Origin of the sequence: Flavobacterium sp. ACN2 (genome assembly GCF_002303885.1) — a bacterium.
Taxonomy (GTDB): Bacteria; Bacteroidota; Bacteroidia; order Flavobacteriales; family Flavobacteriaceae; genus Flavobacterium.
In genome coordinates this window covers 286,908-299,348 of the sequence record NZ_MRCM01000002.1, presented here as the reverse complement: position 1 = coordinate 299,348, position 12,441 = coordinate 286,908, and the positions used below count along the sequence as shown (strand labels likewise).

General features: G+C 33.9%; 13 protein-coding genes. 12 read left to right on the top strand and 1 reads right to left on the bottom strand.

Annotated elements, in window-relative coordinates; genetic code table 11:
* Positions 1–14 precede the first annotated feature (14 nt).
* The 5 genes from BSF41_RS03200 to BSF41_RS03180 all read left to right on the top strand — a co-directional run bounded on the left by BSF41_RS03200 (position 15) and on the right by BSF41_RS03180 (position 3,618).
* Complete coding sequence (locus BSF41_RS03200; protein ID WP_095928072.1) at positions 15–665, top strand: DUF3592 domain-containing protein; 651 nt, start codon at positions 15–17, stop codon at positions 663–665.
* Positions 666–689: 24 nt separating this feature from the next.
* On the top strand, positions 690–1,115 hold the full coding sequence (locus tag BSF41_RS03195) for an OsmC family protein (RefSeq protein WP_095928071.1): 426 nt from the start codon (positions 690–692) through the stop codon (positions 1,113–1,115).
* A 142-nt stretch (positions 1,116–1,257) separates the two neighbouring features.
* Entirely contained in the window at positions 1,258–2,430 is a 1,173-nt protein-coding gene (locus tag BSF41_RS03190) for a PLP-dependent aspartate aminotransferase family protein (RefSeq protein ID WP_095928205.1), read from the top strand.
* Between the two features lie 152 nt (positions 2,431–2,582).
* Entirely contained in the window at positions 2,583–3,086 is a 504-nt protein-coding gene (locus BSF41_RS03185; RefSeq protein WP_095928070.1) for an RDD family protein, read from the top strand.
* Between the two features lie 121 nt (positions 3,087–3,207).
* A complete protein-coding gene (locus BSF41_RS03180) occupies positions 3,208–3,618 on the top strand; it encodes an Rrf2 family transcriptional regulator (protein ID WP_095928069.1) in 411 nt (136 codons plus the stop codon).
* Between the two features lie 74 nt (positions 3,619–3,692).
* Here the strand turns inward: BSF41_RS03180 and BSF41_RS03175 are convergent, their stop codons facing one another.
* On the bottom strand, positions 3,693–4,475 hold the full coding sequence (locus BSF41_RS03175) for a sulfite exporter TauE/SafE family protein (RefSeq protein ID WP_095928068.1): 783 nt from the start codon (positions 4,473–4,475) through the stop codon (positions 3,693–3,695).
* Between the two features lie 310 nt (positions 4,476–4,785).
* On the opposite strand from BSF41_RS03175, the gene BSF41_RS03170 reads away from it, so the two are divergent.
* The 7 genes from BSF41_RS03170 (at position 4,786) to BSF41_RS03140 (ending at position 12,423) form a co-directional block, all read left to right on the top strand.
* The gene (locus tag BSF41_RS03170; protein WP_095928067.1) at positions 4,786–5,688 is read left to right on the top strand and encodes a sulfite exporter TauE/SafE family protein; all 903 of its coding nucleotides are present in this window, start codon (positions 4,786–4,788) and stop codon (positions 5,686–5,688) included.
* 25 nt (positions 5,689–5,713) lie between these two features.
* On the top strand, positions 5,714–6,424 hold the full coding sequence (locus BSF41_RS03165; RefSeq protein WP_095928066.1) for a phosphoadenylyl-sulfate reductase: 711 nt from the start codon (positions 5,714–5,716) through the stop codon (positions 6,422–6,424).
* A gap of 140 nt (positions 6,425–6,564) precedes the next feature.
* Positions 6,565–7,464, top strand: a complete 900-nt coding sequence (gene cysD / locus BSF41_RS03160; RefSeq protein ID WP_017497285.1) for a sulfate adenylyltransferase subunit CysD — start codon at positions 6,565–6,567, stop codon at positions 7,462–7,464.
* A 120-nt stretch (positions 7,465–7,584) separates the two neighbouring features.
* A complete protein-coding gene (locus BSF41_RS03155) occupies positions 7,585–8,829 on the top strand; it encodes a sulfate adenylyltransferase subunit 1 (protein ID WP_095928065.1) in 1,245 nt (414 codons plus the stop codon).
* Between the two features lie 82 nt (positions 8,830–8,911).
* Positions 8,912–11,002, top strand: a complete 2,091-nt coding sequence (locus BSF41_RS03150; RefSeq protein ID WP_095928064.1) for a HEPN domain-containing protein — start codon at positions 8,912–8,914, stop codon at positions 11,000–11,002.
* Positions 10,995–11,768, top strand: coding sequence for a uroporphyrinogen-III C-methyltransferase (gene cobA / locus BSF41_RS03145; protein WP_095928063.1), 774 nt, complete (start codon positions 10,995–10,997; stop codon positions 11,766–11,768). Before BSF41_RS03150 ends, cobA begins: the two co-directional genes overlap by 8 nt.
* Before the next feature lie 73 nt (positions 11,769–11,841).
* Complete coding sequence (locus BSF41_RS03140; protein WP_095928062.1) at positions 11,842–12,423, top strand: bifunctional precorrin-2 dehydrogenase/sirohydrochlorin ferrochelatase; 582 nt, start codon at positions 11,842–11,844, stop codon at positions 12,421–12,423.
* Positions 12,424–12,441 lie beyond the last annotated feature (18 nt).

The window sequence follows — 12,441 nt, the reverse complement described above, 5'->3', positions numbered from 1 at the left end:
GATTTACATAGAAATTGAAAATTAAGACTTTTTTGCAAGGTTGGGGCTGTGGAATATTATTTCTCGGTCCTTTTGTAATAGTTGGCTTGGGAACTTTGTTTTTTAGTTTCTACACTATCATAAAGGGAGTGCAAGCTGAAAATTGGATCCAAGTTCCAGCGAATATCGAAAAAGTCGATATGAATTCATATTCTAGAAAAGGGAGTACTTCGTACGAAGTTGCGATTAAATATTCTTATGTAATAGGAGCGCAAAAATATTGGGGAAATAGAATCGGGTTTGGTTACGGTTTGAGTAATGTAGAAGACCATGATACTTTGTTTCTTGTTTTAAAAGAAAGCAAAAGAATTATGGTTTATGTTGATCCCGATGACAACAAAGAATCGATAGTAATTCCTGGTGTGAACGATAGTATTATGTTTACGTTGATTTTTTCAATATTGTGGAATTCATTGCTTCTCTTTTTGATTTTTTTGCCTTTAATAGCGAAAAGTAGAAATAGAAATATTGAGAATAGTTTTATATTGAAATATCGTATTCATGCATTAATAATTATATGGGTAATAGGTCTACTTATTTTATTAAATGACTATTTTCATATTAATATAGAAAACAAAATCAATGTTATTGAAAGAACAAAAAATATTGATTCAAATACAGAATAAAAAAAACAAAAAAATAACAACACAATGAAAGTAAGTTTAAACAGAGTAAATGACGCATTTCATTTTAAAGTAAAAAATGAACGCGGACACGTAGTTGACGTTGACAGCAGAGCCGAATTTGGCGGAAGCGATTTAGGTGCAAGCCCAATGGAATTGGTATTAATGGGAGTTGCTGGATGCAGCGCTATTGATATGATTTCGATCTTAAAAAAACAGCGTCAGGAAATCACTTCTTTTAATGCTGAGGTTGAAGGAACACGAGTTCAAATCGAAGAAGCAAAACCTTTTAAAGAAATCGATGTGGTTTTTTATTTAGAAGGAGAAATCAACCCCGAAAAAGCAAAAAAAGCAGCACAGCTTTCTTTCGAGAAATACTGTTCGGTAGCTAAAACGGTTGAGCCAACGGCAACTATTAAGTACAAAGTTGTCTTGAATAACGAAGCTTTATAAATTAGATAATTAGTCAATTAGATAATTACAAAATGCTCAGATTGCGCATAAATAATTGACTTGTTTTAGTTTAGATTTCTGTTTTTAAAACCTGAAACTCGAAACCTGAAACTTGAAACAAAAAACAAAAAAACAACACACAATGAATACAGAAGAATTTGGTTTTGAAACACAAGCCATTAGAACACAATTAGAGAGATCACAATATTTAGAACATTCGGTGCCTTTGTACCTTTCATCAAGCTTCGTTTTTGAAGATGCTGAAGATATGAGGGCTTCTTTTACAGAAGAAAAAGAAAGAAATATTTATAGCCGTTTCAGTAATCCAAACACTTCGGAGTTTGTAGATAAGATCTGTAAAATGGAAGGGGCTGAGTCTGGTTATGCTTTTGCAACAGGAATGGCGGCAGTATATTCTACTTTTGCAGCTTTGTTAAATTCTGGAGATCATATTGTTTCTGCAAGCAGTGTTTTTGGTTCTACTCACGCTTTGTTTATGACTTATTTTCCAAAATGGAATATCGAAACTTCTTATTTCGAAATCAATAAGCCAGAAACAATCGAAAGCTTTATTAAGCCCAATACCAAAATATTATACGCCGAATCTCCAACAAATCCAGGAGTTGATGTAATTGACTTAGAATTGTTAGGAAATATTGCTAAAAAACACAATTTGATTTTGATAATCGACAACTGTTTTGCAACACCATATTTACAACAGCCAATTAAATTTGGAGCGCATTTGGTTATCCATTCAGCAACAAAATTAATTGATGGACAAGGACGCGTTTTAGGTGGAGTAACAGTTGGAGATGCAGAGTTAATCAGACAGATTTATTTGTTCTCTAGAAATACAGGACCAGCTTTATCACCATTTAATGCTTGGGTTCTTTCAAAAAGTTTAGAAACATTAGCAGTTCGTGTTGATAGACACTGCGAAAATGCTCTAAAAGTAGCTGAATTTTTAGAAAGCCATCCAAATGTAAACAGCGTAAAATACCCGTTCTTGAAATCGCATCCACAATATGAAATTGCTAAAAAGCAAATGAAAGCAGGTGGAAACATCATCGCATTCGAAATTAAAGGCGGAATCGAAGCAGGAAGAAAATTCTTGAACTCAATTCAACTTTGTTCGTTATCAGCAAATATTGGAGATACAAGAACAATTGTTACGCATCCAGCTTCTACAACACACAGCAAATTATCTGAAGAAGATCAATTAGCAGTGGGAATCACGCAAGGTTTGGTTCGTGTTTCTGTTGGTTTGGAGACTGTTGAAGATGTAATTGCAGATTTAAAACAAGCACTTTCTTAAATTTTAAATTTTAGACTTAAGATTTTAGATTTCTATATATAAAGACGATTTTTGATAGTAAGTTTTACTATTGAAAATCGTCTTTTTTTTAAGATTGTTCTATAAAAAATATACTTTTGTTTTAGACTGAGAATATTAATGTCGATTAGTTTATGAGCGATAGAATTTACATTCTTGATAAAAAGTTACTTGCTTCAGATAGAAAACGTTTTGAAGGGAGTATTGTTGATTTTATTTTTACAATTATTTCAATTTTTGTTTCTGGTTTTGTAATTGTAATAATCGGAAATATTTTTAATTGGGATATATTCTCCATTTGGAAAAGATTTGTTACTGATTCTACTTATTTAGCATTTTTTACTTTTTTGATGCTTAATTATTTTTTTATGGAGTGCTTTTTTGGTACTACTATGGGCAAATTTGCTACGGGTTTGGTGGTCGTTACTGAAAATGGTATGAAACCAAATTTTATTAAGATTCTTATTCGTACCTTATGTCGCGTAATTCCTTTTGATGTATTATCATTTTTAGGAAAATCTGGCAGTTTCTGGCATGATTCTATATCAAAAACTTATGTGGTAGTGAGAAGAGAGCTTGAAAAAGATATGAAAATCTTCTATCAGATTGATTTGATTGGAGAAAAAGAAGTAATTTGATAGAACTAGTAGAATTTAACTTTATTCTTTTGTGATTGTTCAAACAAAAAGCATATTTTTGTTGTTTAATAATTTACAGCAATCAATTAACTCTTGAAAAGCTGGAATCTAAAACATAAAGATGCTTTCAAAAAAGACAAAATACGGAATCAAAGCTTTGACTTATTTAGCAAGACGCGAAAATAATGATCCAGTTCAGATTGCCGAAATTGCGAAAAGCGAACATATTTCGATAAAATTTTTAGAAAGTATTTTACTGCTGTTAAGAAACTCGGGTTTCCTTGGTGCTAAAAAAGGAAAAGGAGGAGGTTATTATTTGATAAAAGATCCAAAAGATATCAGCATGGCAAAAGTGTACCGAATTCTTGAAGGTCCAATTGCGTTACTGCCTTGTGCAAGTCATAATTTTTACGAAAGATGTGACGATTGCGATGATGAATCAACTTGTGCTGCTAGACGTTTAATGACAGAAGTTCGTGATAATACACTTAAAATATTAGAAAGTAATTCTTTGGCAGACATTGCATTTTAGAAAATACTTTAATTTATAAAAACAAAAGACCATTTCTAAATTTGAAATGGTCTTTTTTGTTTTGTTTATGACGATTAAAATATCAATTTGTATCCAGCTAAGAAAAGCATTACTGCGATTGCATTTCTTAGAAATTGATCTGGCACTTTTCCGCTTAGCATACTTCCCATGTATATTCCAGGAAGTGATCCCATTAATAATTGACCCAATAATCCTAAATCTAAATTCCCCATAGAAGCATGGCCAATTCCAGCTACTAAAGTTAAAGGAACAGCATGTGCAATTTCGGTTCCAACTAAACGAGGAGTTGGTAATAATGGATAAAGAAAAAACAAAGTCACAGTACCTAATGCTCCAGCACCAATAGAGGTTAAAGTTACGGTTGCTCCTAATAAAACTCCAATTCCAATGGTAAGCATGTTTTGTGTAGTGCTTTCACTATGAAATTTATCTCCAGCATGTTTTTGAGAAAAAACTAAAAGTTTCTTTTTGAATATAATCGCTATAGAAGTAAACAGTAAAGCCCATCCTAAACTATACTTAATAACCCTATTTATAGTTTCTATGTCGGTTTTAATGCTATGTAAAATCCATAAAGTTACTAAAGCGGCGGGAACGCTACCTAAAGTCAGCCAGCCCGTGATTTTCCAGTTGATGTTCCCTTTTTTATTGTGTACAAATATTCCTCCAGCTTTGGTAAAAGCAGCGTATAGTAAATCGGTTCCTACTGCGGTTGTTGGAGAAATGCCGAAATATAATAAAATAGGAGTCATTAAAGAGCCTCCTCCAACACCTGTTAACCCAACAATAAAACCAACTGCTAAACCTGCTATTACAAGACCGATCTGAAAATCCATGAAAAATTATTTGCCGCTAAAATAATAACAATTTTATAATTATCCTATAGATTTTGTAGAGATTAAATGTGTATTTTTGTGGATCACAAAATTGGAACATGTTGTTAAAATAGTAAGAGGCAGCATTTAATTTGTTAAAATAATCACTAATTCTTTTTTAAATCTCTTTTAACTTGGTTTATAAGAGGATAGCTTATGTAAAAAAGTAAATATATTGTTTTGATATTTCGAAATATATAGTACTTTTGCAAAGTAATCTACTAAGCCGATAGGGTAATGGATTTTTAAGAGCAAAAACAATTCTTAAAATATGGAAAATGAACTTAAGTTAAACAACACGATAGTAAAGTCTGATTCTTTATTAAAGGAAAAATTGTGGGTTGTAATACCTGTTGTTTTATTGTTAGGTTTGGCAGTTACATTAATTTATAATCATCACGCTGAATTTTCGTGGGATGGTTTTGTTCAGGGGCTTGATGAAAATCTTTTAGCGTTTTTTTTAATTGGTGCTTTTGCTCAATTGGTAGATGGTGCTTTAGGAATGGGATATGGAGCAACTTCTACGTCATTTTTATTGGCTTATGGAGTTTCGCCAGTTTTGAGCAGTACGGCAGTTCACGTTTCAGAAATGTTTACAACTGGAGCATCGGCGCTTTCGCACCACCGCTTTGGAAACATCAATAAAAAATTGGTCAAACACTTATTGATTCCTGGAGTTTTAGGATCAATTACAGGAGCTTATTTATTATCCGATGTTATTGACGGAGATATTATTAAACCATTTATTGCGGTTTACATGATTATTCTGGCAGTTGTAATTATCAGAAAAGCTTTGAGAAAAAGTGTTGTTAAAAAGAAAACTAAGAAACTAGGAGTTTTGGCAGTGTTTGGAGGTTTCATGGATTCTGTTGGAGGAGGAGGCTGGGGGCCAATTGTGACTTCAACATTGTTAGGAAGAGGAAGAAATCCGAAATATACCATAGGTTCTGTGAATGCAGCTGAGTTTGCGATTTCGTTTGCTAGCGGAATTACTTTCATGCTTTTTGGCGGAATTCACGGTTGGCAGATCATTATCGGATTGATTTTAGGAGGAGTTATTTCAGCGCCAATAGCAGCTTATTTGGTAAATAGAATCAAAAGAAAACCAATGATGGTTGCAGTTGGAGTTCTAATTATAATATTGAGTTTAAAAACATTATCTAAATTATTGTAAAAGATAATTTTAGAAAGGAGAGATTATGAGTGCGATTATTGTACAAGAATTATTAGAGAAAACTGCAGCTCTTTCGCTTGACGAAACCTTAGTTTTTTTATCAAAAGAGTTTCCAGGAAAAGTAATTTTTTCGACATCTTTCGGTCAGGAAGATCAGGTAATTACTGATTTTATTGCAAAAAGTAATACAGATATTACGGTATTTACTTTAGACACTGGAAGATTATTTCAGGAAACTTACGATGTTTTTCATAAAACATTAAAAAAATACAAAAGACCAATCGAAGTTTTTTTCCCAGAAGCTGCTTCAGTAGAAAATCTTCTGAAAACAAAAGGGCCCAATAGCTTTTACGATTCGGTTGAAAACAGAAAAGAGTGCTGTTTTATTCGAAAAGTGGTTCCGTTAAGAAAAGCTTTGGCAGGAAACTCAGTTTGGATTACAGGTTTAAGAGCAGAACAATCAGAAAACAGACACGATTTAAGTTTGTTTGAATATGACGGAAACTTCGAAATCATCAAATTCAATCCGTTGCTAAAATGGACTTTAGAAGAAGTTGAAACGTATTTATCCGAAAACAATGTTCCTCAAAATGCATTGCACAAACAAGGTTTCGTAAGTATTGGATGTGCACCTTGTACGAGAGCTATTTTCCCAGGTGAAGATATCAGAGCCGGAAGATGGTGGTGGGAATCAAGCCATAAAGAATGTGGACTTCACAGTGCGAAAAAAGAGTAAATAGAAGGAAGAAGCAAGAGGCAAGACTTCTGCAGAGAATAGAATATAGATTATAGAATAAAGAGTGGAGATTTTTAGATCAGGCAACTTGAAACCTGAAACTTAAAACTTGAAACTAAAAAATATCAAACAAAAAAACAATGAGTTCAGTATTAAAAACAAACGCTTTAGAGAGTGAAGCGATATACATTTTCAGAGAAGTAATTTCACAGTTTGACAAACCGGTTTTACTTTTCTCAGGAGGAAAAGATTCTATCACATTAGTGCGTTTAGCGCAAAAAGCATTTTTCCCTGCTAAGATTCCGTTTCCTCTATTACACGTTGATACGGGACACAATTTCCCTGAAACAATTGCTTTCAGAGATAAATTGGTAGAAGAATTAGGTTTAGAGCTAATCGTTCGTAATGTTCAGGATGCTATTGATGAAGGAAAAGTGGTTGAAGAAACTGGAAAATATTCAAGCCGTAACAGCTTACAAACAACAACACTTTTAGATGCAATTGAAGAATTTAAGTTTGATGCTTGTATTGGAGGCGCACGTCGTGACGAGGAAAAAGCAAGAGCGAAAGAACGTATTTTCTCGGTTCGTGATGATTTCGGACAATGGGACGAAAAAAATCAAAGACCTGAATTGTTTGATATTTTGAATGGAAAAATTGAAAATGGACAAAACGTTCGTGTTTTCCCAATTTCAAACTGGACAGAATTAGATGTTTGGAGTTATATCGAAAAAGAACACATCGAAATTCCATCAATCTATTTCTCACATAAAAGAAAAGTTTTTTTGAGAGACGGTTTAATCTGGTCGCATTCTCCTTTTGTGTATCAGGAAGAAGACGAACAAATCGAAGAAAGAATTGTTCGCTTCAGAACCGTTGGAGATATGAGTTGTACAGCGGCAGTTGAATCTTACGCAGCAACAATCGAAGAAGTAGTTGGAGAAATCAGATCATCAACTATTTCTGAAAGAGGTGCCAGAATCGATGATAAACGTTCTGAAGCTGCAATGGAAAAGAGAAAACAACAAGGATACTTTTAATTCAATTAAAAATTGAGAATTAAAAATTAAAAGTTAGGATTAAGAAAACAAAAACACACAGATTTATAAGTTTCGAGAGAACATGAAACCTGAAACTTTAAACCTGAAACAATATATAAGATGGACGTTTTAAAAATAGCAACAGCAGGAAGTGTAGATGACGGAAAAAGTACTTTGATCGGGAGATTATTGTACGATACAAAATCATTGACGACTGATAAAATAGAAGCAATCGAAAAAAGCAGTAAACAAAAAGGATACGATTATCTTGATTTTTCTTTGGCAACTGATGGTTTAGTTGCAGAAAGAGAGCAAGGAATTACAATTGATGTTGCGCATATTTATTTTTCGACTGCAAAGAAAAGTTACATTATTGCCGATACTCCTGGGCACGTAGAATATACTAGAAACATGGTTACAGGAGCTTCAACTTCTCAGGTTTCGATCATTTTGATTGATGCTAGAAAAGGAGTTATCGAGCAGACTTACCGTCACTTTTTTATCAATAATTTATTGAGAGTAAAAGAAGTAATTGTTGCGATTAACAAAATGGATTTAGTTGATTATTCGGAAGAAGTTTTCAATAAGATCAAAGCCGATTTTCAGGCATTAAATGCAAAAAGTACTTTTAAAGAACAAAACGTAAGTTACATTCCGTTAAGTGCAATCAACGGCGGAAACGTGGTTGATAAATCAGAAAATATGCCTTGGTATGACGGACAAACAGTTTTAGAACATTTAGAAGGATTACATGCTTCTGATGTTTTTGAAGCAGGAAAAGCACGTTTCCCAGTTCAGACTGTGATTCGTCCTAAAACAGAAGAATATCACGATTTTAGAGGTTACGCCGGAAAATTATACGGAAACTCAATCAAAGTTGGAGATGCGGTAACGGTTCTTCCTTCTTTAACAGAATCAAAAGTATCTAAAATTCACTTTTTCGATAAAACATTTGATGAAGCCGTTGCAGGTTCTTCAATCACAATCGAATTAGAAAATGATATCAATGTAACAAGAGGTGACATGATTGTAAAATCATCAGAACTTCCAAAAATTGAAAAAGATATTACCACAACAGTTTGCTGGATGGATAGTAAAAAACTGGTTCCGGGAACTAAATATTTGGTACAACATAATACAAACAGAGTTTTAGCAAAAGTAGAAAGCATCAAAAATACAATTGCTACAGATTACTCAGGAACGACAGAAGCTTCACAATTAGCAATCAACGAAATTGGAGAAGTAACGATCAAATTAAGCAAACCGTTATATTTTGATTCATACAACGAAAACAAATCAAACGGAGCTTTTATCTTAATTGATACAGCAACAAACACAACAGCAGGAGTAGGATTCATTCGCTAGTTGATAGTTGATGGTTTTTGGTTGATAGTGATTCTGCCAGCAAACCAACAACCAACAACTGACAACCAACAACTAAAGAGAAATGGAAAGTTTTAGAACAGAAATAGAAAATCCGGTAGTTCAGAAGGAGATTATCGAATTAGAAAAAAAGATTCATTTATTCCGTGGAGGAAAAATTGATGATGAGCGTTTTCGTAGTCTTCGTTTAGCGCGTGGAATCTACGGGCAACGTCAGGAAGGCGTTCAGATGATTCGTATCAAATTGCCTTATGGTAAAGTGACCAGCGAGCAATTAGTGCGTATCACACAAGTTTCTGATGAATATTCTACAGGGCGTTTGCACATTACAACGCGTCAGGATATTCAGATTCACTACGTGAGTTTAGACAGAACACCAGAACTTTGGGCAGATTTGGCTAAAGACGATATTACGCTTCGTGAAGCTTGTGGAAATACAGTAAGAAATATTACAGGAAGCGAATTAGCGGGTGTAGACGTAAACGAACCATTTGATGTTTCGCCTTATGCACACGGACTTTTTCAATATTTGTTAAGAAACCCAATCTGTCAGGAAATGGGACGTAAATTCAAAATTTCGTTCTCTTCTTCAGACGAAGATACCGCTTTGAGTTATTTACACGATTTAGGATTTATCCCGAAAATTAAAGACGGACAAAAAGGTTTCAAAATCATGTTTGGAGGAGGTTTAGGATCTCAGCCAGCACATGCGGAATTGCTTTCAGAATTCGTTCCGGTAAACGAAATTATTCCAACAGCAGAAGGAATCATTCGTATTTTCGACAGATATGGTGAACGTGCAAAAAGAATGAAAGCGCGTATGAAATTCTTAATCAAAGAAATGGGAAGAGATGTTTTCCTTGATTTGGTTGAAAAAGAGAAAAAAGCCATCGCTTTTGAAACATACGAAATTGATACAACCGCTTTTGATGGCCCAATTCCAGAACCGTTATTAGAAGTTCCGCAAGTTACAATCGAAGATACTAAAGCATATGAAGCTTGGAAAAATTCGAATGTAATCAAACAGAAACAAGACGGTTATTATGCAATTGGAATCAAAATTTTATTAGGAGATTTTTATACCGATAAAGCGAGATTATTAGCCAATTTAATTAAGAATTACGGAGCAAATGAATTACGTTTTTCATTGCGTCAAAATATTGTAATACGTCACATAAAAGAAGAGAATTTACCATTCTTTTATCAAGAATTAGCCAAACTTGACTTTGTTCAATTAGGATATAATTCAGTTGGAGATATTACGGCATGTCCGGGTACTGATACTTGCAACTTGGGGATTGCAAGTAGTACCGGTATTGCAGAAGAATTAGAAAGAGTTTTAACGGCAGAATATCCTCAGTATTTAAACAACCGCGAAATCGAAATTAAAATTTCTGGTTGTATGAATGCCTGCGGACAGCACAATATGTCTGCAATTGGATTTCAGGGAATGTCTATCAACTCAGGAAAACTAGTGGCTCCGGCTTTACAAGTTTTATTAGGTGGAGGAAGATTAGGAAATGGCGCTGGACGTTTTGCTGATAAAGTAATTAAAGTGCCTAGTCGTAGAGGTCCTGATGCGTTGCGTACCATTTTAAATGATTTTGATGCTAACGGAAGCGGACAAAAATTCCTAGATTATTATGATACAAAAGGAGAAAAATATTTCTACGAAATCTTAAAACCTTACGCTGATGTTACCAATTTAACAGAAGCCGATTTTGTGGATTGGGGTAATGCAGACAATTACGTAAAAGCAGTTGGAGTTGGAGAATGTGCCGGAGTAGTGATCGATTTAGTAGCGACATTATTGTTTGAAGCTAAAGAGAAATTGATCTTGGCTCAAGAATCTTTCGACGAGAAAAAATGGTCAGATGCAATTTATCATGCTTACGCAGGATTTGTAAATGGAGCAAAAGCGTTGTTATTGTCAGAAAACCAAAAAACAAATCATCATGCAGGAATTGTAGATTTGTTTGATACTGTTTTTGTTGAAAATAATAAAATCGAATTAAACTCAACTTTTAAAGACTTGGTTTACCAAATCAATAAAAATGAACCATCTGAAGCTTTCGCTAAAGATTACATTGCACAAGCAACAGTTTTCTTTGACAAAATCGAAACTTTCAGAGCACAGGAATTAGCAAATGCATAATATAAAACCCAAAATAACTTTAGTCGGTGCAGGTCCGGGCGATCCTGATTTACTTACGCTAAAAGCTGTAAAGGCATTGGCTGAAGCAAATGTGGTTTTATACGACGCTTTGGCCAACGAAGAAATTCTGGATTACGCACCTAAAAATGCAATTCGAATTTTTGTTGGAAAAAGAATCGGAAATCATGCTTACACACAGGATCAAATCAATCAGCTAATTGTTGACAATGCTTTGACTTACGGAAACGTAGTTCGATTAAAAGGCGGTGATCCATTTATTTTTGGAAGAGGTGGTGAAGAAATTGATTTTGCAGAAAGCTTTGGAATAGAAACTATCGTAGTTCCAGGAATTTCATCAGTAGTTGCCGTTCCTGCAAGTCAGGGAATTTCAATAACAAAAAGAGGCGTTTCAGAAAGCTTTTGGGCTATTACAGGAACAACATCTGATAGAAAATTATCGTCAGATGTAGCTTTGGCTGCGCAATCATCTGCAACGGTTGTAATCTTGATGGGAATGCACAAATTGCCTCAAATCATCGATTTGTTTCAAAAAGAAGATAAAGGAAATTTACCCGTTGCGATCATCCAAAACGGAACAACAACAGAAGAAAAAGTGGGTGTAGGAACAGTAGATTCAATTTTAGAAGTTGTAAAAGAAAAAGAATTAGGTTCACCAGCCATTATTGTTTTAGGCGAGGTTGTCCGCGAAAGCAATAAACTAAAAGGATTTTACGAAGAATTTCTATCAAAAGAAACCATTCATTAAAATAATTATATGTTCCGTTAGGAACAATTCGTTGGTAAATCATCTAATTTTGTTTAGATGAAATTAAATTAAAATGGAACAAAACGAATTATATCCAATATTTCTAAAGCTTCACAATTTAAATGTACTAATTGTAGGTGGAGGAAATGTAGGTCTGGAAAAGCTTTCTTTCTTGCTAAAATCAAGTCCGAACGCAAATGTTGAGGTAGTGGCAAAAGAATTTCATTTAGAAATAAAAGTTCTGGCCGAAAAACATCCTTCGATTAAATTAACAGAATCGAAGTTTAAAAAGAAAATGCTCAAAAAACGTCACATGGTAATTGCCTGTACAGACGATTTGAAAGTAAATAAAAAGGTTTACGATTTAGCGAGAAAACGTTATTTGATTTGCAATATAGCCGATACACCAGATTTATGTGATTATTATTTGGGCGGAATCGTAACAAAAGGAAATGTAAAAATTGCCATTTCAACCAACGGAAAATCACCAACAACAGCCAAAAGGCTTCGGGAGTTTTTTGAAGAAGTAATTCCTCAGGATATCAACCAAATGGTTGAGAATCTGAACGAATATCGAAAAACCTTAAAAGGCAATTTTGAAGAAAAGGTTAAACGAATGAATGAGATAACCGATTCATTGAAAAATAAAGAGTAAAAAAGTTTCGGAAAGAAA

Bases quoted from the DNA above. Each gene is read 5' to 3' on its own strand.
- BSF41_RS03195 (WP_095928071.1), top strand. From the start codon at position 690: ATGAAAGTAAGTTTAAACAGAGTAAATGACGCATTTCATTTTAAAGTA.
- BSF41_RS03190 (WP_095928205.1), top strand. From the start codon at position 1,258: ATGAATACAGAAGAATTTGGTTTTGAAACACAAGCCATTAGAACACAA.
- BSF41_RS03185 (WP_095928070.1), top strand. From the start codon at position 2,583: ATGAGCGATAGAATTTACATTCTTGATAAAAAGTTACTTGCTTCAGAT.
- BSF41_RS03180 (WP_095928069.1), top strand. From the start codon at position 3,208: ATGCTTTCAAAAAAGACAAAATACGGAATCAAAGCTTTGACTTATTTA.
- BSF41_RS03175 (WP_095928068.1), bottom strand. From the start codon at position 4,475: ATGGATTTTCAGATCGGTCTTGTAATAGCAGGTTTAGCAGTTGGTTTT.
- BSF41_RS03170 (WP_095928067.1), top strand. From the start codon at position 4,786: ATGGAAAATGAACTTAAGTTAAACAACACGATAGTAAAGTCTGATTCT.
- BSF41_RS03165 (WP_095928066.1), top strand. From the start codon at position 5,714: ATGAGTGCGATTATTGTACAAGAATTATTAGAGAAAACTGCAGCTCTT.
- cysD (WP_017497285.1), top strand. From the start codon at position 6,565: ATGAGTTCAGTATTAAAAACAAACGCTTTAGAGAGTGAAGCGATATAC.
- BSF41_RS03155 (WP_095928065.1), top strand. From the start codon at position 7,585: ATGGACGTTTTAAAAATAGCAACAGCAGGAAGTGTAGATGACGGAAAA.
- BSF41_RS03150 (WP_095928064.1), top strand. From the start codon at position 8,912: ATGGAAAGTTTTAGAACAGAAATAGAAAATCCGGTAGTTCAGAAGGAG.
- cobA (WP_095928063.1), top strand. From the start codon at position 10,995: ATGCATAATATAAAACCCAAAATAACTTTAGTCGGTGCAGGTCCGGGC.
- BSF41_RS03140 (WP_095928062.1), top strand. From the start codon at position 11,842: ATGGAACAAAACGAATTATATCCAATATTTCTAAAGCTTCACAATTTA.